Genomic DNA, 25,565 nt, shown 5'->3' with positions numbered 1-25,565 from the left:
TTTTGAGGAATAAAGGAAGACATCATGGCTTTAATAACGACCTACAATCCTATGCCCGTAACCTTTACTCACGGTAAAGGGGTTTGGCTGTACGATGAGCAAGGAAAGGAATATCTTGACGGTTTAAGCGGAATAGCGGTTTGTGGGCTTGGCCATGCACACCCTGATGTAACTCAAACAATTCAGGAACAAGCGGCAAAGTTATTGCACACGTCGAATGCGTTTCATATCAAAGAACAAGAATTGCTTGCTGCAAAATTGACTGCGATGGCGGGAATGGATCAAGTGTTTTTTGCCAATTCAGGTGCCGAGGCAAATGAAGCAGCAATAAAACTAACCCGTCTTTACGGTCATAAAAAAGGCATAGAAACACCGTCAGTTATCGTTATGGAACGCGCTTTTCACGGGCGAACCATGGCAACATTGACCGCATCAGGTAATCGCAAGGTTCAGGCAGGTTTTGAACCCCTGGTTCCCGGATTTATTCGTGCGCCTTTCAATGATCTTGATGCCATACACGCAATAGCCGCCAATAGAGATGATGTCGTAGCGGTCATGATAGAACCGATTCAGGGTGAGGGAGGAATTTTTCCTGCAGAGGAAGGATACCTTCGCTCATTAGCCAAGCTTTGTGACCAACACGACTGGATGCTGATTCTCGATGAAATCCAGACCGGCAATGGTCGAACGGGTAAACTGTTCTCCTGTATGCATTACGGCATTCAACCCGACGTTCTAACTACTGCTAAAGGATTGGGCAACGGGTTGCCCATAGGTGCCTGCCTGATGAGTAAAAGAGCGAATGATTTGTTCAAGCCTGGAAGTCATGGCTCTACATTTGGTGGAAACTCTTTGGCTTGTGCTACAGCACTTACCGTTTTAAACGTCATAGAGCGTGATAAAATCTGCGAAAAAGTAACAAAAAATAGTGGCTTGCTCATGGATAAATTAATCAGCAACCTCGGTGAACATCCTAATGTAAAAGCCATACGAGGCAAAGGCTTTATGATCGGTATAGAACTGGATAGACCTGCCAATGACATGCGTGCTCTGGGTCTTGAACAAGGACTCTTGTTCAATATAACAGCCGATACAGTAGTCCGATTACTCCCACCTTTGATCATCACTGAAGACGAAATAGATGAGTTGGTTCGTCGTTTGACACGAACCATTAATCAATTTACTGCATAATCATCAGGGGCATAGCTTAATGCCCCTCTTTATTGCCGTAAAAGTATTGTTCTCTTGCGTATTGGGATCTGTTTTTTATCAGGAATAAAGGTGGCGCAAATAATGGCTTACTTTCACAGCGTTATTTGTAAATATCCAGTCTATTCCTCGATTTAACTCCCTGTATAGACTGTTTTTAGAATTCACAAAACCAACACCAAATGCCTGTTCGGCATTTTTTAGTTTATTTATTTGCTGTTCAGTCAGCAACAAATAACTCCCTAAAACACCGCCAAACGTGTTTTTGATACTTAACTCACAAAAGGCGTTCGTATTATTGTGGCCAGCTACCAGCAGTAACGATTTTTTTGGGAACAAGGTCAGGGCATCAAAAATACACGCATCTAAAGACAATAAATGAAAATCCTTGACGGGTGATAGTCCTTGCAGACAGGTCATCAAGGCCGATTCATCCTTAAGTGCTGATTTTAATTCGATAAATAAATGCATCTGATTACGGTACTTGGATATGACCTCTGTCAACGCAGGAATGTCCGGTACTAATGAACGCAAATCGCTAAAGGTCAAATCCTTAATTGCTTTGTCATGGCCCCATAATCGCTGCAATGTCGCATCATGATTAACTACCAAGACACCATCTGCAGTGGTTTGCACATCCAACTCAATACCCCAGCATCCAGCATTCTGCGCCAAATCAAATGCCGCCATAGTGTTTTCTATGATTCCCTGGCTGTTGGCATGAGCGCCTCGATGAGCAATTATTTTTGCATGATTTCTGTTAATTAACTCAGGTTTATGTCTTGGAATTACAGCGAAAAAGCTGTCGATTATTTGTTCTGCTAAAGCAAGCAACACGAGCATTTCCTGACTTGGGGTATACGTTGGCATCATTTTAAGCTGATGAGAATTAAAAGGCAAAACACCCCCACACAATTGATAAAATTGAACTACACTAGATGTAATAAAGGACAAGGCGTTTTTTAAATGCGCTATGAATCATAACAAGGAGTGTTGCAATGACCGAAAAAGTAACGAAATCTGGCATGGATTTAATAAAAGATCCCTTACTTAACAAAAATACCGCTTTTAGTTTGGAAGAAAGAAATCGATTTGGCCTGCATGGTCTGCTCCCCTCAACCATAGAGACCCTTGAAGAGCAGCTTATAAGATGCCGTGGCGCATACGATCTCAAAGACACTCCGCTGGAAAAACACATCTATCTTCGAGCATTGCAAGATAACAATGAAGTCCTTTTTTATCGATTTATCATTGATCACATGGAAGAAATGATGCCGACCATCTACACACCCATAGTCGGTTTGGCTTGTGAACAATTTTCTCATATTTACCGACAACCCAGAGGTTTGTTCCTTAGCTATCCAGTCCGGGATAAAATGGATGACATCATCAAGTCTGTTGCCTCATCACGCAACATAAGCGTTATCGTTGTCACTGATGGTGAGCGCATTCTTGGTTTGGGTGATCAAGGAGCAGGTGGTTTGGGAATCCCTATTGGCAAACTGTCGCTTTACACCAGCTGTGGAGGAATAAAGCCGTCTGCAACGCTGCCAATCATCCTGGATGTCGGCACAAACAATCAAGAACGCTTGCATGATCCAGAATACATAGGCTGGCGGCATGAACGCATCACAGGCAAAGACTATGATGAATTTGTCGATCAATTTGTGCAAAGCATTAAAAAGTACATGCCAAATGTTCTATTGCAATTTGAAGATTTTGCTCAACAGCATGCGTATCCATTACTCGAACGCTACAAAGATCAATTGTGCACATTCAACGATGACATTCAAGGTACCGCAGCAGTGGCGGTTGCGGCAATAATTGCTGCGACACGTGTCTCGGGTACACCCTTAAAAGATCAGCGTATCGCTTTATTAGGAGCAGGTTCTGCCGGCTGCGGTATTAGCGAACAATTAGTTCATGCCATGATGAACCAGGGTTTATCCGAGGCAGAAGCGCGATCTCGTTTTTATCTGGTCGATAGAAACGGACTGCTCCATGACGGTATGAACGATTTGTTACCATTCCAAAAAGTATTCACTCAGCCTCAAACCGCATTACAAAGCTGGGATACAGCCAATTCAGGTCCTATAACCTTGAGCGATGTGATCACCCATGCACATCCGACAATACTTCTTGGCGTATCAGGACAACCCAATCAATTTACCGAACCCATGATCCGCTCAATGGCAAGTTATTGCAAACGACCCATTATATTCCCATTATCAAATCCAACCTCTCGAGCTGAGGCAATACCTGCAGACCTGTTGCACTGGACTTCAGGAAATGCATTAATCGCAACGGGCAGCCCATTTGATCCGATACAGATTAACGGACAAACAATTAACATAGCGCAATGCAACAACTCTTATATATTTCCCGGAGTAGGTCTAGGCGTTGTGGCAGGCAAAGCCAAAAGAGTGACTAATGAGATGATGATGGCAGCTGCGTTGGCTTTAAGTGAATTAGCACCCGCTGTAGAAACGGGCGTAGGGCGCCTTCTTCCAGAACTGTCTACTATCAGAACAGTAAGCAGACATATAGCCAAAGCGGTAATCAAGCAGGGCATACGCCAAGGACATATAGATGCAATGGGCGATATTGAAATAGACCAAGCTATTGATGCAACCATGTGGACGCCTCATTACGAAAACTACATTTAAACAAAATAAACCGAGGTTGTTGGCGTGTTCAGGCAACAACCTCGGTCACACCTCTTCGAATAACAATAAATTAATTTCCGCACGTCATCACTAACCCAAGGACTAAGCTCCTCAAACTGGAACTGTGTCATTTCTGGGATAACTTCATGACGTTACTGATGGCAGTCATTTAAATGTCAACAGACTGGTATGCGATGAAATTGATGAAAAGTAGGTGGTTTGGATTTTATAATACGCTGTTAGAGGCGTTTGTCCTGTTTTTTTTGCTTAACTATTTCCATAACGGGGCGATATATGTAAAAATAATGCCCTGTTGTGAACCATTCTCTTCAGCGCTTTTCCAATACCTTATACGACTATTAACGAGACTCTTTTATGCCCCATATTACCGCTAATCTAAATCGAGCCCTTATTGATTTAATGAATGGAAAACCTGTTGCGATTCCAACAGAAACCGTATACGGATTAGCCGCTCTGATAAACAAAGAAAGCGCCATTAAAGCGGTTTTTGCCATGAAAAACCGACCATTGAATCATCCTTTAATTGTTCATGTGGCTCAAGATTGGGATTTACATCAACTGGTAGAAGAGATCCCTGAATACGCCCAATTACTCATAAAAAAATTCTGGCCAGGCCCGCTGACTTTGGTGTTACGTTGTAAAGAAAACACCATTAGCCCTTTAATTACTGGAGGCCAAACAACAGTTGCCATAAGATGTCCTGCCCACCCGGTGACGCAAAGACTCTTAAAAAAACTAAAGACACCAATAGTTGCTCCATCAGCAAATCCCTTTGGCAAAGTTAGCCCAACAACAGCCTTGCACGTCAAACAATCCTTCAAAGATCAAGAATTATTAATTCTGGATGGTGGTCGATGCGGTATAGGAATTGAATCGACTATAGTCGATGCAACGCATTCAGAACACTATCAAATTCTTCGCCATGGACTGATAGACGAAAAGGCTATAGCAGCCCTAATACCCACCCGCTATTCGGCAAAAGAAAGTGATATTCGAGTACCGGGAAAACTCGAAAGCCACTACCAACCCCAAAAAAATTTATACTACTTTGATCACTATGAAACACTGGCTCATTTTTGCCAGAAAAGACCAGGCGATGTTTATGTTATCGCCAGCAAACAACCGATCGGGGTAGCATTCAATATGTTTCATCTTCTCGCAAGTAGTCCAGAAAAAGCAGCCTACGACTTATATTATCAACTCAGGCACGCCGATGAATCCAACGCCATTTGTATTGCAATAGAACTCCCCCCAGATACCAGCGAATGGCAGGGCGTTAGAGAACGAATATTAAAAGCGGGTTTTCCCTACTCTAAATAAAAAAATATTGACATAAGCCTCTATTTTGCGTAACGTAGCGCACTATGCCGAGGTGGTGGAATTGGTAGACACGCTAGCTTCAGGTGCTAGTGGGGGTAACCCCGTGGAGGTTCGAGTCCTCTTCTCGGTACCATTGATGGATTTTTTAACAATTCGCAATGGTTCAAATTAGTAAGTAACACATTGATTAGTAATAACTCCCCACGTAATCCCGAGCGAAGCGAGGGATCTCCCTGCGTTGGCACAAACAAAAATAGTGTAAAAAACAGATGAAAAATTATGTAATCATTCGCATTTTTTCGTAATCATTCAAATCGGCTATCATGTGTCTCGTTGGGTAAGATATTAGGTAATATTTTTTATCTCTTATTCCAGCTCATCCAGTATAGTTTTTAGTTAAGGTATTTTATTTTGACTGAGTATAAATAAACCTTGATTACGCTAGCGCTCCATCAAGGCTACAATCCTTAAAATCATTATTGTTTATACGGCAAAGAGACGGTGGGATACTGTGATTCAATACTGCATTTGAATTTTGAAAGAAGATGCTTGGTTCAGGTGAGATGATCGACAAATAACTGGGATTATTTACAAAGACAATTCTTTCTACGTAATTGGTAGCAGCTACCCCGCTTTGTAGAGATTTAACGAATAGTGCCGTACCATCTAATTGAATTGCTTTAGATCCGACCAAAGCATAAGCATTTCCATATTTGGAGGACACGGCTATTTCTGATCCGGTTAAACGAGTCGCTTTGGTTTTGTAATCTACGGTTTCCTCAATCCCTGAAAGAATACCACCACGAGGGCATTCATCCTCTGCATTCACACTAATTTTTGAATAAACAATACTTGCGTAATCCATACGCTTCATATTGATGGCCGTTCCCTGGCACCCTTCGGCTTGCAAAGAAAGTACAGAATTATAAACGAACAAGCTTCCGTTTTCTGAAACAATATTAGAACCAAGGAGACTTTTCATCTTCAGACGGGTTCCCGTAATATCAATCTCATTTGCTTCAATGTTTGCGCCTTGGAACTCTCCCTCTGCATTTAAATCGGAATATTCTATAAATACCTTTTTGGCAACGACATTATCACTGTTTGATCCACCCATCTTATTCAAAACACAATCTCGTATCATCAAGTGACCAGCACTGTACAGATTAGTATCCACATAAAAATGTTCTACTTCTATATAATTAGAGTCCGTATTGACCCGAATATTTTCTACAAAATTTTGCGAACCTTCATGCCCACTGTATGCATTCCAGGATAGCGTACCTGAAAACAATGGCCGATCTTTGTTTAACGCCTTATGACGAAAATCAGACGTTCTACCAAAAACATGCTGTTTGCTATAGAACTCTATTAATTTGGCTTGATTAAATTGCCCCTGAATAACTGGTAATTCGTAAAAGCCCGTTGCAAACCAAAGAAGTTGAGTGTCGTCTTCTTTACTTATCCCATCGATTAAATTTTGTGTTATCTGTTTGCAAGGATTTTCGGCTGGGCATACATCTACCCCTTCGGAATAGATCTGAACGCTGCCCTCTGGGCTAAAAAACCATATCATGGAAAATGCTTCAGTAGTTTCACCCTGCGAAATGATTGTGTAACGCTCATTTGTATCCAGTTCTTCCTTGAAATGAATTGTACGTCCCGATTTATCAGCCAGCGTTATAGGTGTGTCATAAAAAGAATGATGAGAAGCATACGATAAATTATTATTCAATTTAAGGCTTTTAATCTGATTTGACGACAAATGGCTGACCATCAAGGGAGTTTTTCTACTGTCAACTGAAACTGGGGATGAATAAGTATGAAATGACAGACTGAGTAGGGCTACAAACAGTGCGATATAAAAATCCATTTTATCCTCAAACAGTGAAGTACTGTTTTAATTCTTTCTGATACACCGATTATAACTGATTATATATCAGAGAGTGCATCCAACACAATTACACCAGGGTAAACGCATCTAAACGTATTATCTAAGACCAAGACGCCTACGTTCTGCGCTTTATGCGCAGAATCCAGATCTTTGCCTGCACTAAGATCGCATGGATCCTGCGCATAAAGTGCAGGACGTAGGCAAAAGGGTGGAGATTTATGTTCATAATTTAGATGCGTTTGCCCTGACAATTACACCTGTTTTTACGCTACGAATTAAAATAACTGATGCTGATACTCCCCACAAAACATAACAAGATCAGGCGTGTTATAAAGAGCACTTGCGTAAACAAAATTTTAAGGGAACAAGCTGGATTATGCCTTCCAAAAACCTGTTTAAAATTAGAATGATAAAAAGGTTATTTGGAAGACGCTCTACTTTGATTTGTATTATTGCATTGATAGGGTATTTTCGGATAAGGGCTCATTTGTGGCCGGTTGTATTGATGATGTCGATTCAAGGGTAAAGAACTGACACAGGGTATTGTGGGTTCGTTTACCACGGTTATGATCTGCATGCACATAGGCCTGAAGAGCACTTTTTTGAATTTCAAGCAAACGGACATAGCTTTCGTTGGTAAATTCATTCAGTAAGCGTACGTGCTCTTCATCAAGGGGTAAATTAAAAATATATTGAGGCAGATATTTAACGTAACAGTCGTTACCAAGTTGGTCAGCTTGCAAGCGCTGTTTTTCCTTGTTAATGTTCCTCTGAGTTTTATAATTTTCTTGAAATAATGAGTTAACAAGATGATTACTGGACTTTGATTGTGGATAATATTCCCTAAGAACATCAATCACGGGCTTTATCTTATCTGCATCTAAAGCATTTGTACTATCCAGTGTTTGATTTACGGTATCATCAGAGGTCTCTTTTCTGGAAAAAAAGTCAATCAAACTCTTTATTGTCGCCCCTAATGTTATAGTCAAGGGAAGCGTTATTGCCCATAGAATATAACCAATTCCAGCGAGATAGTTCGCTTCGCGGCGAGTCCCTGCTCTGTCCTCGACTACTGCAGAAAGATGACCTATTTTGTAAGCATAAAAGACACCGATAGCATTTCTAAGGTATATTTGTTTAAAGCTCTGTTTAACCACTTAGCACCCCATAACATGACAAAAAAAGCAACACAAGATCAACATTAGATCATATAGTCCAATTGTTGTCAACTTGTAGTTCTTTTAGAGGATTATTCATCTGGCATTCATAGTCTAAACCGTTGACTCAATTACAGCACACCCAAACTTATAAAAACGTTTATGTGTTATCACTATCGCCATTAAAAAATACATTTAAAACACGCAAAAAAAAACGATTTTATAGTTTGTTTTTTTTTCTTAATGACTATATGCTGCTCTTTTTTAGCTAAATATTAAAGAACATCACGATGTACAGTAATAGACAAACTCGACAAAATATGAGTGCGGTGGAATTCAGTAATTACCTCCTAAAGGAAATTTTAAACCAATTTGCCGAAGTTAAAATCACCTCTCCAGAAAGAAAAAAAGATGTCTTCAAACCGCATCCTGACCCGGCACAAGGCAATTATAATGCGACCCGCACTGAATTCTCAAAAAAAATTTATCTGGAAACCAAATACTTTTTAAATGCATATCAAAACGATTTAAATCCAACAGATAAAGGGATTATTTTTAAAAAATATCTTAAACTTTGGAAAGATGTACAAGGTTGCCTGGATATTGCATTCACCGATTATGCGGAGCAGTACCAAAAAGCCAGATTTGGAAAATATGGAATACGTTACGATGAGTTTAAGCCAATGTTGGCTGGTTTTAATTTAAAAAATACCGCTTTTAAAGATATTATTAAAGCTGATTTGATATTTCTTAACGTTGATTTTACTGGTTCTTCATTTAGGGGAGCATCGTTTTATTACGGCCACTTTAGCGATTGTAATTTCAAACAAAGCACCATGGCCGGATCAAATTTCTGTCACACTGTATTCCATAAATGTGATCTTGAAGGCCTGGATTTAACCAACTGTGGTCTGTCTGAAGCAAAATTAAATCAATGCATCCTGTTTAAAACCCAATACACTGCAGAATATGGTTTATTCGTGTTTGAATGCTTTAAGGAGAATCTGTTTACAGCCATTAGTCATCAAAACGTGGTAGAGGCTATACGCTTGGTTAACACTTTTCCTGCATTAATCCATTCATACGACCGTTTACATAATACCCCTTTGCATGAAGCCGTTTATTGGGGACAAATTGACTTGATTGCCGTTTTACTGAAAAAAGGCGCATCAATGCACCGCAAAAATTTTTCGGATCAAACACCGTTTAGCGTGTCGTTAAGACGTATTCCTCCCTATGGATCCCCCTACTCTATAGAAACTTTTGCCCAAATAGTTACACTATTCATAGACGCAGGGCTTAATCTAAATACTAAGGAGGGTAAAGAATATTTGCGCAATATGGCATTTACAGGTTCTTTAGATGCCATTAAAATTTTAAAAGCGCATGTTGCTGATATTAATTTGCAAGATAAACGGGGCAATACTGTTTTACATCGCCTTGCCTATTATAGATGTTATTTTAACCAAAGACATGAAGAAATCTTTAAATGGTTTCTTGACGCTGGCGCTGATAAAGACATAAAAAATAGAGGCGGTTTGACTGCACTGGACTATGCGAAAAGCAGCGGAAACACGAGAGTAATTAATCTACTAAGCGCACCACCTTATCCCTTTTTTTTGCAGCATCTTAAAGTCAAACCCAAGAAACTCACCGCTGAAAAAGTGGCTTATTCGTTGTGGTTATCCGACAAAGATGCAAAAACCACCAGGGCATCACGATCTGAATTTACCCTATGGGCAAGCAAACAACATCTGGATTTTACTGATAAGGATGTAGAACAATGCCTTAAACCCTACGTGATGAAAAGCTAACGTGAACGTAGTCTTTGCGCACCCCTATGATCCAATGATCATAGAGGGAACACACAGGCGTATCAAATTGGCGGTTTTTCAATTGGCCCGTTCAACAGCCGCCATAGCCTGACCGAAACGCAGGCTGCTCTCTGCCTTTAAATACTTATCCCATACTACATGTTCACCATCCGCAAATAAAAGTACAACGGTAGAACCCAATTTAAAATAACCCATTTCTTCGCCCTTAGCGTAAAATCGCTTTAAGTCAGCCTGAGAATAATCATAATCTACTGTTTTTTTGGAACGCTGAACCACTCCATGCCAGCTGGTTCCAATTGCACCCACAATAGTGGCTCCAACCATAACCATGGCCATAGGTCCCGCTTTGGTATTAAAAAAAATAGCCAATCGTTCGTTTCTGGCAAACAATTTAGGCACAACTCTCGCCGTTGTTGGTTGTACCGAGAATAACGCTCCGGGGATGTAAGTCATGGAAACAAGTTCAGCATCTAAAGGCATATGCACCCGATGATAATCTTTAGGCGACAAATAAATCGTAGCAAATTGTCCTTGCGCAAAATCTTGCGCTTTATCACTAGAGCATGCCAAAAGCTCCTGAACTGAATAGGTACGCCCTTTAGCCTGAATGAGGGTTCCCTTGTCAATTGCGCCTAATTCACTAACACATCCATCAACAGGCGAAACAATATCAGCGGCAGCCAGGGGTCGGCATTCAGGCTTTAAGTGGCGGATAAAAAAATCGTTGAAGGTAGGGTATGCTTTTGGATCTTCAATGAGTGCTTCACGCATATTCACCTGATATGTATCGATGAAGCGTTGAATAATGTAATTTTTTATAGTCGGATTTTGTACATCAGCTAAACAACCTGCGACATGCGTTAATCCTTTTTTAGGAATAATATATTGAGGAATCGTTTTTAGTAAATCGAAGGACATAAACCCTACCCTTAAACCTGGAGAATAGCGATCATACCCCAAAGGCATGCGCTTTGTCACAAAAAGGACGTCTGTCGTCAGAAGGAAAATTAAAACCAATGCCTATTGAGCTAAACTCCATCAAACACAATAGCTACTGGATGAACTGGCAGCATAAGATCTTCTGTCTTGATTATGTGACGGTTCTGTAGAATATTTTTTAACATAAGAAAAAATACGCTCTTTATGATCTTCGGGCTCATATTGAGCAATTAACTTGCATCCGAGCATGTTTTGCATTTCAACACTTCGGCTAATATCGCCTTTCAGTTCATTAATTAATCGATCAAATAAACAGGTATTCATCGTTGAGGAATCTGAACCTCTAATAAATGTTAAGGCCACAGCTTTTGCATGACCAAAAGATTCACAATACTTTTTGACCTCACTTCTTCGGGAACCTGATCGCCAAAAATTAATACTACTTAACCCAGCCTCATATTCCAGTATGGCTTTTTCTACTATCGTATTAAATCTGTCGTTGGGTAATGTATTCACCCAATCAAATAATGTAGAGTAAAACAGACCAATACCGTCGGGATGATACAAATGCCGCAAGCGACTATCGCATTTGGCAAAGTTGACGGCAGCCAGGGTAAATGTAGCAATATCATTATTAAACGTTCCATCCCTGATCGCTTGACTGATACTGGGCAAAGGCTGTGTTTGCAACATGATTGGCGTAAGATGTTGGATAAGAAGAGAGTTTAGAGCCCCAACCTCTTCTCTACCAGAGCTTAAAATATAGGCCAGTCGGTTATCTCCACTTTGATTCTTGCTTGCTTCCAAAAACTTCTTAACCGGAATTGAGCGATGACGAGAGGATAAACTTTCTACAGTTGGGCTGTAGTATTTATCAATGATTTCTATGATGTATTCAGATAATTCATCGGGTTTCGTGTTTTTTGCCCACAAGAACAATGCTTCATTAAATTTTTTAATCTCTTCTTCATCAGTATGATGAGATATTTTTTTATCGGTAATGACTCGATTAAAATCATTGATCATTTCATCTATAGTGACCAGATGAATTTGGAAATTCATGTATTTGGCAAGTTGATCCAATTTGCTGGCTATTAGATTAAATTTTGTTGCATTACTGGTTGTTATCATCAGTGCTTGTAATAATATGCCATGGTAATGTGTATGTAACCGAAGCAATTCTCTGCAAAAATCCAGATTATCTTGCTCGGTAAGCTTGCAGCGCTCCTTCATGTAATACGTCTTCACTATGCGCTGCAATTCTTGCGCAAAGTTAACCAACAACTGCATGGCTAGACGCAAAGGATTTTCTTTGTCGACATTAATCTTAGGCTCAACGACCTCTTGGGATAAATCAGGCATGGCGCCAAATAATTCCCATGCGCTGGTTAAGCTCTCATCGGAAGTATTTTTGCCTTCAATCTCTAAAAGTTTAGGCGGAGCAGCACTTACGATTCCAAGAAGTTCTATAGTCAAGCAAAACGTATCATGCAATAATTTTTTCACAGTAGGTGCATACGCATCACGCCATATTTGATGATAACGATGTTGTAACTCATTCAAATCGTACTTTATGCTCACATCATCATTCTTGTACACAGTCTCATTTTGCTCCTGCATCCAGGCAGCAATATTTTTGTAAATAGAGGGTTTGTTATAAAGAGTTGCATAGGTTGCATCAAGGGCTACACCATGACCGTTATTTTCACACCCCATATAAAAAACAACCACTTTATATAAATTATCATAGTGCTTCTGGTAAAGAAGCATCATAAAATCAACAAAAAGCATTTTGTTGGTTTCTTCATTGCATAAGGTAGGGAAGTTCTCTTCATAACAAGCCCTAAGATTCACGTCTGTTTCATCCAGATCAGTATAATCTAACTTCATATCGCCAAAATATTCAAACAAACGATTACGCACTACTTCTGGCTGATAAGTAAGCAGTGCTTTCATCGCAATAACAAATTTTTGCTCATGAGCCTCAGGCTCATGAGCCAACTGTGCGAATTGAGCAGGATCGGCATATTGCTTGGGAAGAACCGTCTGAAAAAATTGAGAGGGAAGAACTTTAGGCGCTGTTTCCTGCCCCGGATGCGCATAGGTTGGCCAATGGTAGGCTTTTGAATCCACTACCTTTGGAAAAGTTTCCCAATCTCTAACCGATAAATTGATTCTGGTTTTAGGCACACCAATTCCCGGTCTGGCTTCTTTCATAAAGATAGTGAACCAGTAAAAATACATATCAAAATCCAAATCTACAGCTCTGCCACGGGCGATACCTCCATTGTGCGCATGAAAATCATCGTTATCGAGAAACCAACTGGCAAAAGCGATAACAATGAAAAAAATGTCAAGTAATGTTCTGGTGCCGGGAATAACTTGTTCTTTTAAAACAGGATCGGTGGGGATGGGATCGTTATAAAAATTAAAAGAGGTAAATCCATCTATGGCTAGTGATACAGTACCAACGATTTTTTGATCTTTATCTAAAACCAGGCGTTCTTCGGCTGTATACTCTCCTTGAAATAACATTTTTAAACATGAAGTAGCAACGTCAATTTTAGCCAAGAGTGAAGGATAATGATTGTGAGGCTCCAGTCTTTTAAAAAAAGCAAGCTTATCAACTCCGTTTTCCTTAAAGGTAACGCGAGTTATTATGTGAGAGCCTTCCACAGCTGGCCCAGCTGTTAATTCAGTTAAATCGCTCTCCCTAAGCGCTTTCTTAGGAAACCCCATATCAAATCCTTTAATACTAGTCCATCACCCCATGCATCATATTAAGCAGAAATAATCAAGAAGTTCAAGAGTATTTTTAATACAACATATTAATTTAAGGTTTTTAAACGTCACATTTAAAGTAACCTGTTCATTTTATATTAAAAAATCACTGATTCAGGATGCAGAAAACACCCTGTCTAAGGATTATAGTCTATAAAACAGGAACAATTTTAGTTAATTGTTCCTGTTTTTAACTTATTTTAATTGGGGTATTTCAGCTTCGGGATGAGCAACAAGGAAACTAATTTCTTTATTAAGCGACCGCAGTTTTTCACCGGATTTTGTTTGATTAAAAAACCAGTAATTTCCGGTGTTTTGTTCTTTAATACAATTAGCCACGCCCAGGCTGAGCAGGCTAATTACCGTATTGGCGATAATTACCAAAAGCTGATGTATCAGAGATTTAATTTCTGGATCAATGATGTCTAATACACGCTTTTCAGCTTTTTTGATTTGTTGCTTAATATCCCTACCAGGATGAGTGATGCCTTGATAGGCTATAGAGTAAAGCGTTTTTCTGTAGTGCTCATCAACACGTTGCCATGCACTCACTTTATCTCGGTCAGCAGATGATTTTCTTAATCGCTCATGAATCCCTTTACATTCTTCTTCAACGTTTAATATCACCTGACGAAACCGATCACCAGCGTGTGTTTCCCCATCACCGGCTAAAGCAATAACCTCGTGAGAAAAGCCAAGCCGCTGCATTTGGTTAACGCAAATAAATCGTTGATGCAACTGTGAGGCCAGAGAGAATAAATGATTATCGGTTATCGCAAGCAACGCTTTGCCTTGACTCACCACACCATGTTGTAACCCATTATAAAGAAGATTAATCAGTGTTTTTCTATATTCTATATTCTCAACCTGAGCTAACTGCGGTAAAAACAAGCGCAAAATTTGCCCTTGATGATTCGTCATTAAAGTCCAGCAGTATATATCGGATTCTGTTATTGCTGTCTGCTTCAATAAACTAAAACAATGAGCCAGCTCTTCGAGCTCATGCTCGTTCAATTTGATTAGCTCGGATTTCTTCAGATGGTACTGGGCAAACTCACCAGCAAAATGATGTAAAATGGACTTCTGCATATGAAGTAACGGTTTAAAGATACATTTTCTTAGCTCTTTAATATTAATAATTCGTTTTGTTTGATCCAAAGCAACCAAAGTTGAGGCTAACAAAGGGTAATGTCTGGTTTGCTCGACTATTTCCTGGAGTTGTAGTAGTGAATAGTTCCCTTTAGCCCAAAAGATCAAACACAATGATCGGCAATCAGCATCAACCAAAGTATTGATGTATTCCAATTGAGCAAGTTTGTTTGGATCTTTAAACAGTAAAGGAACATCCTGGGTTATTTCTAACCTGACGAGTACTGCAAAGGCATGAAAATAGGATTCTTTTGATACAATTAATCGCACCAATTCCATATCGTAGGCTTTATTTCTTAATGCAGGCAATACCCAAAACTGCACAGGATCCCACAACAAAGTACCTAAATTTTCAATAAAGTGATGATCATGAAGCAGTTTGGAGTGTTCTTCCAGTAATTCTTCTTCATAAAACAAAACGATCATCTGTAATAAATTTTTGTTATATTGAGGATCATTTTTTAATGTCGCTGCCTCAAGTTGTTTTCTTAATCCGTCAGGTTTCTCCAGCACATCGTGTAACATTTCCGCAGACAAGACCAGATTGTAGTGTAAAATAAGTTCACTGGCTTTACTTGATGTACCACAGTTTGCATCCGGGTTATTTAATTGTATAGACCTCACCAAAGCATCTATACTCGGTGCGTTAAGATCAATTTCATCACTGCCATTTTTTATAAGCTGTTTTAATTGCCGTTGAATGAACGGATAATGAATTTGAGTAAATAAAGGATTATTTACAACATCTACCTTCGCTACCTCAAGATTTGATTCTGCTGAATTAAAATAGAGTTGCAAGTCAACGCTTGATAACAAAACAACCTGCTGCTGATCCGGTGCAAGGTGGGTATTTTTCATTAATCCGAGCAACCATTGAGCAGGATTATCTTTTCGATAATACAATACCAGCCCACATAGTTCTTGATGATTATTAATAAATGCAAAATCCTTCCGCACCCTTTGTGTTTCATAATCATCAAACTGTTCACCAACTACTTTTAAAGGTTGAGATGAGGCCCCCATAATGAGAATTAAATGTGCAGCGGAAAGGCCATCAGGGATATTATTTGGTTTTTGTTTTAAGGAGTGCAACCGACGAATGTATTCATCAGCTTCTTGTTTTGAACCCAGAAATCTGGTTTCTGGAACAACCGCATCATAATTTACCCGCAGCACCCATTCCTGATTACATGCTTTAAAAATTTGTTGTGCAGTTCCTTGTATAACATAAACCATGATATTTAATCTCAAAGCTACAATCTGTGAATATTATAACCAAATTTGTACCATAATAGTGGTTTTTTTCAATTTATTTTGGCACCACTAATATAAAAATTAAAAAATCGCAGAGATACAAGACGGTATCTTATTTATAATCCCCAACATTCACGTACAATATCGATACGCTTGCCAACGACAAAATGACACAAATGAAACAATTTTTAGTGGATCATCTAAAGTGCTTATTAACTCGTAGGTAATGCGTTAAAATGTTGCCATAGTTCGCAGCACTTTATGTAACAGTGTTTACCTGACGAGAACAATAAATGAATTACAACATAATTGGAGCCGGCAGATTAGGTAAAAATATTGCCCTGGCTTTATCCGTTCATCAACAGATTAACCTGAATTCGATATGCAATCGCCGATACGACACCGCCATACAAGCCTGTCACGAGATTGGGCAAGGTAAAGCAGTCAAAACGATCACTCAGCTACCCCAATCGGATGTGACCTGGATTACCTGTAATGATGATGCAATTGAATCGGTTGTTTACCAGTTATTATGTGATGCTGTTTTAAAACCGGGTAGTTTTATTATTCACTGCAGTGGTGCACTAAATTCCACGTTGCTTCATCCCTTGAAAGAGCTGGGATGTTCTGTAGCCAGTTTTCATCCTCTGAAGGCATTTAAATCGGGGTATCTTGATCCTGCAGCATTTAGGGAAATTTACTGCGTAGCTGAAGGTGATGACCTTGTTTGCAAATGGTTACATCAAATTTTTCAGCCACTTGGAGCACAAGTACTCTCTATTCAACCCGATGAGAAAACAAAATACCATGCTGCGGCAGCAATAGCATCAAACTACCTGATTACTTTAGCTCACGCCAGCGAAGAATTATTGCTGCAAGCAGGAATCGCTCAAACGCATGCACGGACGATGATTTGTAATCTGATGCAGGGAAATATTAATAATTTGCTCCACACGCAACGTATAGAAGAGACGCTGACTGGCCCCTTATGTCGTGGAGACACTCAGACACTTAATATGCACTTAAAAGCCATCAACAATCCAAAGACCCAAGCGCTTTACAAAACAGCAGGCTTGGCTACTCTTGCCATGACCGATTTACCTGAAGAAACCCAAATCAGAATCGAAGAACTGTTGCATTACTAGCCACTGTTTCACGGGAAACACTGACTAAAACAGGCGTTTCCCACAAATAAGAATGATAAACAGAGGCAAATCAACAACCTCTTTGGCAAAAAGGCCAATGACAGAGCAATGTTAGTTACATTCAGCCTGATTAACCTGCAAATGCGTCACATTCTGTAACCCTCGCGGTAAACGATTACCTCTACGACCTCGTTCACCTTTGTAGTGCGCTAAATCAGCACCTTTAAGAGTAAAATGTCGTTTACCCGCATGCACCGTCAAAGAGTCCTCATCAGACACTATTTGCATGTCGATAACATACTCTTCACGAGAAATGGACTTGCTTGATGGAATACCAATTAATTTATTCCCTTTTCCACGAGATAACTCGGGCAATTCTTTAATAGAAAAAATCAACAATCGGCCCACACTGGTTGCGCAAGCAACCCAAAGCTCATCGCCATTAGGCAATAGGCGAGGAGAAAGTATTTGGCTGTTCTCAGAGAGTTTTATGCATGCTTTTCCATTACGGTTTTTTACATACAAATCAGAAACTTTGGCAATAAATCCATATCCAGCGTCACTAGCCAATAAAACTCGCTGCTCTGGCTCACCGCCAACCATTGCTTCAAAAGTCATGCCCTCGGCCGGATTTAATTTTCCGGTTAAAGGTTCGCCTTGTCCTCTGGCTGATGGCAGGGCATGGCCTGGCAAAGAATAGACTTTGCCTTCACTATCAAAAAAAATAATTTGCTGATTTGAACGGGCACAGGCCTGTGCTTTAAATTCATCACCGGCTTTATAGGCAAGTTCTGTACCTAACACATCATGACCTTTGGCTGCTCTAACCCAACCATTTTTAGATAAAACAACGGTTATCGGTTCATTAGGTAAAATATCTTCTTCTTTAAGTGCTTGAGCATCTTGTCTGACAATGATGGGCGAACGACGCACATCACCAAATTCATCCCTATCTCTTAGAATTTCGTCTTTGACTAAAGCCTTTAAAAGAGATTCACTGGCCAGTGTTTTTTGAATGGTATCTCGCTCAGCACTTAAATCATCAAGCTCACCACGCAGCTTAAATTCTTCCAGTTTAGCCAAATGACGAAGCTTCATTTCTAAAATTGCTTCAGCTTGACGCTCGGTCAAGTTAAATCGAGCAATCAATCCCTGTTTAGGATTTTCGTGTTCACGAATAATAGCAATAACTTCATCTATATTCAGATAAGCAATTAACAAACCTTCCAGAACATGAATGCGCTCTAAAACCTTTTCTAATCGGTACTCCAGGCGGCGTTTCACGGTTGCAACACGATACTCCAACCATTCGGTGAGGATTTTAAGCAGTCCTTTTACTCTAGGCTTTCCATCCAGACCAATCATATTAAAATTAACTCTGTAGCTGCGTTCCAAATCAGTTGTAGCAAAAAGATGAGACATCAGTGCGTCAACATCAACACGGTTTGATCGGGGTATAATAACCAGGCGAGTAGGATGTTCATGATCGGATTCATCGCGTAAATCTTCAACCATAGGTAATTTTTTTTGCTGCATTTGCAAGGCAATCTGTTCTATTACTTTGGCGCCAGAAACCTGATAGGGTAAAGCAGTAATAACAATATTGAGTTTTTCCTGATTAAAAATCGCACGCATCTTAACCGAGCCGTTACCCGTCTCATACATTGAGGTTATCGCCTCTCGAGGGGTGATAATTTCAGCTTCTGTTGGAAAATCTGGGCCCTGAATGTGCTGCATGATCGCAGTAAGATCTGCATTGGGATTATCCAGCAAGTGAACACAGGCATTTGCCACTTCAGTTAAATTATGCGGCAATATATCCGATGCCATACCTACGGCAATTCCCGTTGCTCCATTCAATAAAATATTGGGTAATCTTGCGGGAAGTAATGAGGGTTCATGTAAAGTGCCGTCAAAATTATCCACCCAATCGACGGTGCCTTGTAACAGTTCGCCTAACAAAACTTCTGCATAAGGTGATAACCGTGCTTCGGTATATCGCATAGCAGCGAATGACTTGGGATCATCAGGAGATCCCCAGTTACCTTGTCCGTCTACAAAGGGGTAACGATAAGAAAAGGGCTGTGCCATCAACACCATCGCTTCATAACATGCGCTGTCACCATGCGGATGAAACTTACCCAAAACATCCCCTACGGTTCGTGCTGACTTTTTATGCTTCGCTGTTGCCTTTAGTCCCAGCTCAGACATGGCATAGACTATTCTGCGTTGTACTGGTTTTAAACCATCAGCTATGTTGGGTAATGCTCTGTCAAGAATAACGTACATGGAATAATCCAGGTATGCTTTCTCAGTAAATTCAGTTAATGGCTTTTGTTCTGTTATATCATTCATCGTTTTTGTATTCATTAAAGTAGTAATCGCTATTTAAACATCGTAGAGCAATAATAGTAAGTAATGCAAAGCAATTTTAGCAAATTATTCATCATGTTAGAATTATACTCATGATGTATGTTGTGAATAACTTTATGCTGCATTTTTTGATACAGTCATCAAAAAAAATAACCTATTGATTTTAAATGTAATTTAAAAAGCAAGGCTTATAATTTATATACACCCCTGTGGATAACTCTGTGAATTAAAGGTTAAGTAAGGTGTATAAGTTGTATCATTTGTGTTAATGATATGGGTCATCGCATTAATCTAAGAGGATGCATCAATACGTATGCTTAGTTGATGTACTCATTGGTCGTAATTTGCTGATTCAATAAAAAAGGCCAGTTAATTCATACTGGCCTTCTTAGATCCGAAAAGAGTCAAAATTATTTAATCTTTTTTCTTACTTTTTGAATCGCACGAATTTGCGCAACAGCTCGAGCCAGCTCAGCCGCAGCAACAGAATAATCAAGGTCACCGCCTTTATTGGCCATAGCTGCTTCCGCTTGAGCTTTTGCCGCAAGGGCAGCGGCTTCATCAAGATGCTCGGCTCGCTCAACGACATCAGCCAAAACAGTAACACGATGGGGTTGCACTTCAAGCATTCCACCTTGAACGTAAAATATTTCCTGCTCACCACCAGGAATGGTTAAACGTATCTCACCAGGCCTTAACAGCGTAAGCAGGGGAGCATGACCGGGAGTTATCCCGATTTCTCCCAACTCTCCTGTGGCAACAACCATCTCTACCAGTCCAGAGAAAATTTCTTGTTCCGCACTAACAATATCCAGATGCGTTGTTATAGTCATATCGGTTTGCCTCATAGGGTTTTAGCTTTTGCAACAGCTTCCTCAATGCTTCCAACCATGTAAAATGCCTGCTCTGGTAAATCGTCGTATTCACCGGCAAGAATTCCCTGGAATCCTTTAATGGTATCCTTCAGAGAAACGTATTTTCCTGGGGAACCAGTGAACACCTCTGCAACGAAGAAAGGCTGAGACAGGAATCTTTGGATTTTACGAGCACGAGTAACGACTCGTTTGTCTTCTTCAGACAACTCATCCATACCAAGAATCGCAATAATATCTTTCAATTCTTTATAACGCTGTAAGGTCTGCTGTACACGACGAGCTGTATCGTAGTGCTCTTGACCAACAATTAATGGATCTAACTGACGTGAAGTAGAGTCAAGCGGATCAACTGCTGGATAAATTCCAAGCTCAGCAATTTGACGAGACAATACAACGGTAGCATCAAGGTGAGCAAAGGTAGTTGCAGGTGATGGATCGGTCAAGTCATCAGCTGGTACGTAAACTGCTTGAATGGACGTAATAGATCCTGTCTTTGTAGAAGTAATACGCTCTTGCAGCATACCCATTTCTTCAGCCAATGTAGGCTGATATCCTACCGCTGAGGGCATACGACCCAATAGTGCTGATACTTCAACTCCAGCAAGAGTATAACGATAGATATTATCGATAAACAGTAATACATCACGGCCTTCATCACGGAACTTTTCCGCCATAGTCAAACCGGTCAAGGCAACACGCAAACGGTTTCCAGGTGGCTCATTCATCTGTCCATAAACAAGAGATACTTTGTCCAAGACGTTTGAGTCTTTCATTTCATGATAAAAGTCATTTCCTTCACGAGTACGTTCGCCCACACCGGCAAACACAGAGTAACCACTATGTTCGATCGCAATGTTACGAATTAGCTCCATCATATTTACAGTTTTACCTACACCGGCACCACCGAACAATCCAACTTTACCGCCTTTGGCAAAAGGACACAGCAAATCAATAACTTTAATACCGGTTTCCAGCAATTCCTGACTGCCTGCCTGCTCTTCATAACTGGGCGCCTTACGGTGAATAGCCCAGTGCTCTTCCGCACCGATTGGACCGGCATCATCAACTGGACGACCAAGAACATCCATAATACGACCCAAAGTTTTTTTACCGACAGGAACCTGAATCGGTTTACCTGAATTGCGGGCTTTTAAACCTCTTTTTAAACCATCTGTTGTTCCCATGGCAATAGTCCGTACAACACCGTCTCCAAGTTGTTGTTGGACTTCAAAAACCAAATCACTATCAACAAGCTCTAATGCGTCATTGACTTTAGGGACGCTATCACGGGGAAACTCAACGTCAACCACCGCACCAATTACTTCTACTACAGTACCTAAGCTCATTTTATACCCTCTTATAAAGCGGCTGCGCCACCGACAATTTCTGCTAACTCTTGAGTAATTGCAGCTTGTCGGGCTTTGTTATAAGCCAATTGAAATTCTTTTATCAAATCACCCGCATTGTCGGTTGCGCTTTTCATCGCAATCATTTTTGCGGCCTGTTCACAGGCGATATTCTCTACGACGGCCTGATAAACTTGTAATTCAATATAACGTTCTAGCAAATCATCGAGTAAATCCTTGGCATCTGGTTCGTAAATATAGTCCCAATGATGACCCATGGTAGTGGTATCTTCTTCAGATTTGGGTAATGGCAACAATTGTTTCACCATGGGCTTTTGCGTCATGGTATTGACAAATTCGTTATAAACGATATGCAAAGAATCTATAGTACCGTTGTAATAAGAATCAATCATTACCTTAACAAGGCCTATCAAGTCATTAAGACCAGGGGTGTCACCCAAATGCTCAACGGAGCCAAGGATATGTCCACCAACACGCTTGAAAAAAGCCTGGCCTTTTCTGCCAACAACAGCAATATCGACTTCTTTGCCTTGCTCTTTCCAGCTGCGAATATTACGAATAGTTTCTCGCAGCAGGTTAGCATTAAGACCACCGCATAATCCTCTGTCGGTTGTCACAACGATAACGCCTATGCGTTTTATTTCTCGTTCGGTCATAAAAGGATGTCTGTATTCCGAATTCGCACGAGCGATATGCTTTACTACGTCGTAAATTTTATTGGCATAGGGTTTGGATGCACGCATTCTTTCCTGCGTTTTACGCATTTTACTCGCTGCCACCATTTCCATCGCTCGTGTAATTTTACGAGTTTTATTAATACTCGAAATTTTCGAACGGATTTCTTTTGCTCCAGCCATATGTTACTTCGCCTTTAATTGATTTATAGGTCATTACCTCAATAGTAATGACCTGTATACCTATTGGAATGACTTCCTCGAGATATTGAATTACCAACTAGCTGTACGTTTAAACTCTTCAACTGCTTTTGTTAATTTGGCTTCAATCTCGTTATCGTAAGCACCAGCTTCATTAATTGCATGCAGTAATGCGGCATGGGTACTGCGCATGTAATCGTGCAATGAAGATTCAAAAGAACTGATTTCGTTTACTGGAACGTCATCCAGGTATCCTTTTTCAACAACAAATAAAGAAATACCCATTTCCGCTACAGTAAAAGGGGAATATTGCTTTTGCTTCATCAGTTCAGTAATGCGCTGACCACGCTCTAACTGCTTACGTGTTGCATCATCAAGGTCAGATGCAAATTGAGAGAATGCTTCCAACTCACGAAACTGTGCCAAAGCCAATCGAGTTCCACCGCCCAGCTTTTTCATGATTTTAGTCTGTGCAGCACCACCAACTCGAGATACTGATAAACCGGAGTTAATTGCAGGTCGAACGCCTGAGTTGAATAAATCAACATCAAGGAAGATCTGACCGTCAGTAATCGATATTACGTTAGTAGGAACGAAGGCGGACACGTCACCAGCCTGAGTTTCGATAATAGGCAGAGCAGTCAAGGAACCGGTCTTACCCTTTACTTCACCATGGGTTAATTTTTCTACTTCTTCAGCATTGATTCGAGCGGCTCGCTCCAGCAAACGAGAATGCAGATAGAAAATATCCCCAGGGTACGCTTCACGACCTGGTGGTCTGCGTAACAACAAGGATATTTGTCTGTATGCCCAAGCTTGTTTGGTCAGGTCATCATAGACGATTAATGCATCTTCGCCGCGCTCCATGAAGTATTCACCCATAGAACAACCAGAGTAGGGGGCAATAAACTGTAACGCAGCAGAATCAGAAGCGCCAGCAACAACGACTATAGTGTGTTCTAAAGCACCGTGTTCTTCTAACTTACGTACTATAGAAGCAACGGATGATGCCTTTTGACCAATGGCAACGTACACGCATTTAACACCGGTACCTTTCTGGTTAATAATGGCATCAATAGCGATTGCAGTCTTACCTGTTTGACGATCCCCGATAATCAACTCCCGCTGTCCACGACCTACAGGAATCATCGCATCAATCGCCTTCAAGCCTGTTTGTACAGGTTGATCAACTGACTTACGTGAAATAACCCCAGGAGCTACTTTTTCTATAGGTGACATGGCAGCAGCATTAATAGGGCCTTTACCGTCTATAGGATTACCCAAAGCATCAACAACACGACCTAAAAGACCATTACCGACAGGAACTTCTAAAATTCGTCCGGTACACTTACCTTTTTGACCTTCAGCCAAGGTAGAGGAGTCGCCAAGTATTACTGCACCTACAGAGTCTCTTTCAAGGTTCAGTGCCAGTCCATATACTCCGCCAGGAAATTCGATCATTTCACCAGCCATTGCATCCGCAAGACCGTGCAAGCGGACGATACCGTCTTTTAAACTAACAACAGTTCCTTCATTACGTGCTTCGGAAACCACGCTAAATTGATCAATTTTCTTTCTGATTAATTCACTGATTTCAGAAGGATTTAAAGCTACTTGTTCTGACATGGAAACTATCCTCTAAATTAAGCGGCCAAGCCGGTACCAAGCTTGTTGAGCTTGCCCCGAACTGAACCATCGATAACTAAATCGCCTGCACGAATAACTGCACCACCAAGCAAGGAGGGATCAATACTGATTTTCAGTGACACCTGACGCTGTAACCGCTTGCTGAGTGATTCAGCAAGCTTTTGTTGCTGCGCAGACGAGACTTCAGAAAAACTCAAAACATCAACACTAAGAGTCTTTTCCTGTTCCGCTCTATGCGCCTCGTAGAGCGCTTTAATTTCTGGAAGCAGCATCAACCGCTTGTTGGTTACCAACAAGGCAATCAGGTTATGCAACGAATTGATGTCTTTATTTTTTATGCCGCAAACCTCATGTAACAACTCGATTTGTTGCGTTTCTGTGGTAGCCGGATTTGCAATAAATTGCGATGCTTGAGGTGTAAGTACTGCTTGCGCAAGATTCATCAAGTGTGCAGACCAGTCAGCCAATTTGTTTTCTGCCAATGCATGCTCAAAAATTGCTTTTGCATAGGGTCTCGCTATAGTGGTGCTATCAGACATATCAAATCTCTTCTATCAAGTTATCTAACAGTGCGCTGTTTGCTTTGGCATCCACTTCACGCATTAGAATTTTTTCAGCACCAGATATCGCTAATCGGGCAACCTGTTTACGCAGTTCTTCTTTAGCATGATTTACTTGTTGTGCCAATTGCTCCTGAGCAAGCTTCGCTTGTATCTGAGCTTCTTTTTTGGCAGCTTCTTTAGCTTCCTCTATGATTTGCGAAGCGCGTTTGTTCGCTTTATCGATTATATCAGCAGATTGAGCCTTGGCTTGTCGCAACTCATCTTTGACACGATGTTGTGCCAATTCAAGCTCTTTACGACCACGTTCAGCAGCAGACAAACCATCTGCTATTTTCTCTTGCCTTTCTTCCAATGCTTTGGCTAATGGAGGCCAAACTAATTTCATAGTAAACAAAACAAAAGCGGCAAAAACCAGCATTTGTACTACTAATGTTAAATTAATATCCAAAGTAATATCTCCTGTAACAATTAGGGCGCAATGGCGCCCTGTTCATG

The 25,565-nt window shown here is 40.5% G+C and carries 18 protein-coding genes and 1 tRNA gene; 6 read left to right on the top strand and 13 right to left on the bottom strand.

Annotated features, from left to right (window positions below):
* Positions 1-24: 24 nt before the first annotated feature.
* The gene (locus Lwor_RS06220) at positions 25-1,191 is read left to right on the top strand and encodes an aspartate aminotransferase family protein (protein ID WP_058493039.1); all 1,167 of its coding nucleotides are present in this window, start codon (positions 25-27) and stop codon (positions 1,189-1,191) included.
* 78 nt (positions 1,192-1,269) lie between these two features.
* Here Lwor_RS06220 and Lwor_RS06215 read toward each other — a convergent pair whose 3' ends face one another.
* On the bottom strand, positions 1,270-2,046 hold the full coding sequence (locus tag Lwor_RS06215; RefSeq protein ID WP_058493038.1) for a glycerophosphodiester phosphodiesterase: 777 nt from the start codon (positions 2,044-2,046) through the stop codon (positions 1,270-1,272).
* Positions 2,047-2,207: 161 nt separating this feature from the next.
* Here Lwor_RS06215 and Lwor_RS06210 point away from each other — a divergent pair, with 161 nt between their 5' ends.
* The 3 genes from Lwor_RS06210 (at position 2,208) to Lwor_RS06200 (ending at position 5,349) form a co-directional block, all read left to right on the top strand.
* Positions 2,208-3,875 (top strand): NAD-dependent malic enzyme, encoded by a 1,668-nt coding sequence (locus Lwor_RS06210; protein WP_058493037.1) that lies wholly within the window; start codon positions 2,208-2,210, stop codon positions 3,873-3,875.
* A 375-nt stretch (positions 3,876-4,250) separates the two neighbouring features.
* Positions 4,251-5,216 carry an L-threonylcarbamoyladenylate synthase gene (locus Lwor_RS06205; RefSeq protein ID WP_058493036.1) on the top strand — a complete coding sequence of 322 codons (966 nt, stop codon included), beginning with the start codon at positions 4,251-4,253 and terminating at the stop codon, positions 5,214-5,216.
* Positions 5,217-5,262: 46 nt separating this feature from the next.
* Positions 5,263-5,349, top strand: a tRNA-Leu gene (locus Lwor_RS06200).
* A gap of 303 nt (positions 5,350-5,652) precedes the next feature.
* Here the strand turns inward: Lwor_RS06200 and Lwor_RS06195 are convergent.
* Positions 5,653-7,089 (bottom strand): hypothetical protein, encoded by a 1,437-nt coding sequence (locus Lwor_RS06195; protein WP_058493035.1) that lies wholly within the window; start codon positions 7,087-7,089, stop codon positions 5,653-5,655.
* 470 nt (positions 7,090-7,559) lie between these two features.
* Complete coding sequence (locus Lwor_RS06190; RefSeq protein WP_058493034.1) at positions 7,560-8,267, bottom strand: hypothetical protein; 708 nt, start codon at positions 8,265-8,267, stop codon at positions 7,560-7,562.
* 290 nt (positions 8,268-8,557) lie between these two features.
* Between Lwor_RS06190 and Lwor_RS06185 the strand changes: the two genes are divergently transcribed.
* Positions 8,558-10,081, top strand: coding sequence for an ankyrin repeat domain-containing protein (locus Lwor_RS06185; RefSeq protein WP_058493033.1), 1,524 nt, complete (start codon positions 8,558-8,560; stop codon positions 10,079-10,081).
* A 78-nt stretch (positions 10,082-10,159) separates the two neighbouring features.
* Here Lwor_RS06185 and asd read toward each other — a convergent pair whose 3' ends face one another.
* From asd to Lwor_RS06170, 3 genes are all read right to left on the bottom strand, one after another.
* Entirely contained in the window at positions 10,160-11,020 is an 861-nt protein-coding gene (gene asd / locus Lwor_RS06180) for an archaetidylserine decarboxylase (protein ID WP_058493032.1), read from the bottom strand.
* A 120-nt stretch (positions 11,021-11,140) separates the two neighbouring features.
* Positions 11,141-13,780, bottom strand: a complete 2,640-nt coding sequence (locus Lwor_RS06175) for a hypothetical protein (protein ID WP_058493031.1) — start codon at positions 13,778-13,780, stop codon at positions 11,141-11,143.
* Positions 13,781-14,017: 237 nt separating this feature from the next.
* Positions 14,018-16,207, bottom strand: a complete 2,190-nt coding sequence (locus tag Lwor_RS06170) for a hypothetical protein (protein WP_238584630.1) — start codon at positions 16,205-16,207, stop codon at positions 14,018-14,020.
* Between the two features lie 311 nt (positions 16,208-16,518).
* Between Lwor_RS06170 and Lwor_RS06165 the strand changes: the two genes are divergently transcribed.
* On the top strand, positions 16,519-17,370 hold the full coding sequence (locus Lwor_RS06165) for a Rossmann-like and DUF2520 domain-containing protein (RefSeq protein ID WP_058493030.1): 852 nt from the start codon (positions 16,519-16,521) through the stop codon (positions 17,368-17,370).
* Positions 17,371-17,481: 111 nt separating this feature from the next.
* On the opposite strand, the gene parC is transcribed toward Lwor_RS06165, so the two are convergent.
* The 7 genes from parC to Lwor_RS06130 form a co-directional block, all read right to left on the bottom strand.
* Positions 17,482-19,725 carry a DNA topoisomerase IV subunit A gene (parC, locus tag Lwor_RS06160; RefSeq protein WP_172458827.1) on the bottom strand — a complete coding sequence of 748 codons (2,244 nt, stop codon included), beginning with the start codon at positions 19,723-19,725 and terminating at the stop codon, positions 17,482-17,484.
* Positions 19,726-20,153: 428 nt separating this feature from the next.
* Positions 20,154-20,576, bottom strand: a complete 423-nt coding sequence (locus Lwor_RS06155; protein ID WP_058493363.1) for a F0F1 ATP synthase subunit epsilon — start codon at positions 20,574-20,576, stop codon at positions 20,154-20,156.
* Between the two features lie 11 nt (positions 20,577-20,587).
* Positions 20,588-21,964 (bottom strand): F0F1 ATP synthase subunit beta, encoded by a 1,377-nt coding sequence (gene atpD, locus Lwor_RS06150; protein WP_058493028.1) that lies wholly within the window; start codon positions 21,962-21,964, stop codon positions 20,588-20,590.
* A gap of 11 nt (positions 21,965-21,975) precedes the next feature.
* Positions 21,976-22,842, bottom strand: a complete 867-nt coding sequence (gene atpG / locus Lwor_RS06145; RefSeq protein WP_058493027.1) for a F0F1 ATP synthase subunit gamma — start codon at positions 22,840-22,842, stop codon at positions 21,976-21,978.
* Between the two features lie 90 nt (positions 22,843-22,932).
* The gene (gene atpA / locus Lwor_RS06140) at positions 22,933-24,486 is read right to left on the bottom strand and encodes a F0F1 ATP synthase subunit alpha (protein ID WP_058493026.1); all 1,554 of its coding nucleotides are present in this window, start codon (positions 24,484-24,486) and stop codon (positions 22,933-22,935) included.
* Positions 24,487-24,503: 17 nt separating this feature from the next.
* Positions 24,504-25,046 carry a F0F1 ATP synthase subunit delta gene (locus Lwor_RS06135; protein WP_058493025.1) on the bottom strand — a complete coding sequence of 181 codons (543 nt, stop codon included), beginning with the start codon at positions 25,044-25,046 and terminating at the stop codon, positions 24,504-24,506.
* 1 nt (position 25,047) lies between these two features.
* Positions 25,048-25,518 (bottom strand): F0F1 ATP synthase subunit B, encoded by a 471-nt coding sequence (locus Lwor_RS06130; RefSeq protein WP_058493024.1) that lies wholly within the window; start codon positions 25,516-25,518, stop codon positions 25,048-25,050.
* Positions 25,519-25,565 lie beyond the last annotated feature (47 nt).

This window comes from Legionella worsleiensis, assembly GCF_001467535.1.
GTDB lineage: Bacteria > Pseudomonadota > Gammaproteobacteria > Legionellales > Legionellaceae > Legionella > Legionella worsleiensis.
This window is presented reverse-complemented; position numbering and strand designations above follow the sequence as displayed.

Bases quoted from the DNA above. Each gene is read 5' to 3' on its own strand.
- atpD (WP_058493028.1), bottom strand. From the start codon at position 21,964: ATGAGCTTAGGTACTGTAGTAGAAGTAATTGGTGCGGTGGTTGACGTT.
- atpA (WP_058493026.1), bottom strand. From the start codon at position 24,486: ATGTCAGAACAAGTAGCTTTAAATCCTTCTGAAATCAGTGAATTAATC.
- Lwor_RS06195 (WP_058493035.1), bottom strand. From the start codon at position 7,089: ATGGATTTTTATATCGCACTGTTTGTAGCCCTACTCAGTCTGTCATTT.
- asd (WP_058493032.1), bottom strand. From the start codon at position 11,020: ATGTCCTTCGATTTACTAAAAACGATTCCTCAATATATTATTCCTAAA.
- Lwor_RS06165 (WP_058493030.1), top strand. From the start codon at position 16,519: ATGAATTACAACATAATTGGAGCCGGCAGATTAGGTAAAAATATTGCC.
- Lwor_RS06185 (WP_058493033.1), top strand. From the start codon at position 8,558: ATGTACAGTAATAGACAAACTCGACAAAATATGAGTGCGGTGGAATTC.
- Lwor_RS06205 (WP_058493036.1), top strand. From the start codon at position 4,251: ATGCCCCATATTACCGCTAATCTAAATCGAGCCCTTATTGATTTAATG.
- Lwor_RS06210 (WP_058493037.1), top strand. From the start codon at position 2,208: ATGACCGAAAAAGTAACGAAATCTGGCATGGATTTAATAAAAGATCCC.
- Lwor_RS06155 (WP_058493363.1), bottom strand. From the start codon at position 20,576: ATGACTATAACAACGCATCTGGATATTGTTAGTGCGGAACAAGAAATT.
- Lwor_RS06220 (WP_058493039.1), top strand. From the start codon at position 25: ATGGCTTTAATAACGACCTACAATCCTATGCCCGTAACCTTTACTCAC.
- Lwor_RS06135 (WP_058493025.1), bottom strand. From the start codon at position 25,046: ATGTCTGATAGCACCACTATAGCGAGACCCTATGCAAAAGCAATTTTT.
- atpG (WP_058493027.1), bottom strand. From the start codon at position 22,842: ATGGCTGGAGCAAAAGAAATCCGTTCGAAAATTTCGAGTATTAATAAA.
- Lwor_RS06175 (WP_058493031.1), bottom strand. From the start codon at position 13,780: ATGGGGTTTCCTAAGAAAGCGCTTAGGGAGAGCGATTTAACTGAATTA.
- parC (WP_172458827.1), bottom strand. From the start codon at position 19,725: ATGAATGATATAACAGAACAAAAGCCATTAACTGAATTTACTGAGAAA.
- Lwor_RS06170 (WP_238584630.1), bottom strand. From the start codon at position 16,207: ATGGTTTATGTTATACAAGGAACTGCACAACAAATTTTTAAAGCATGT.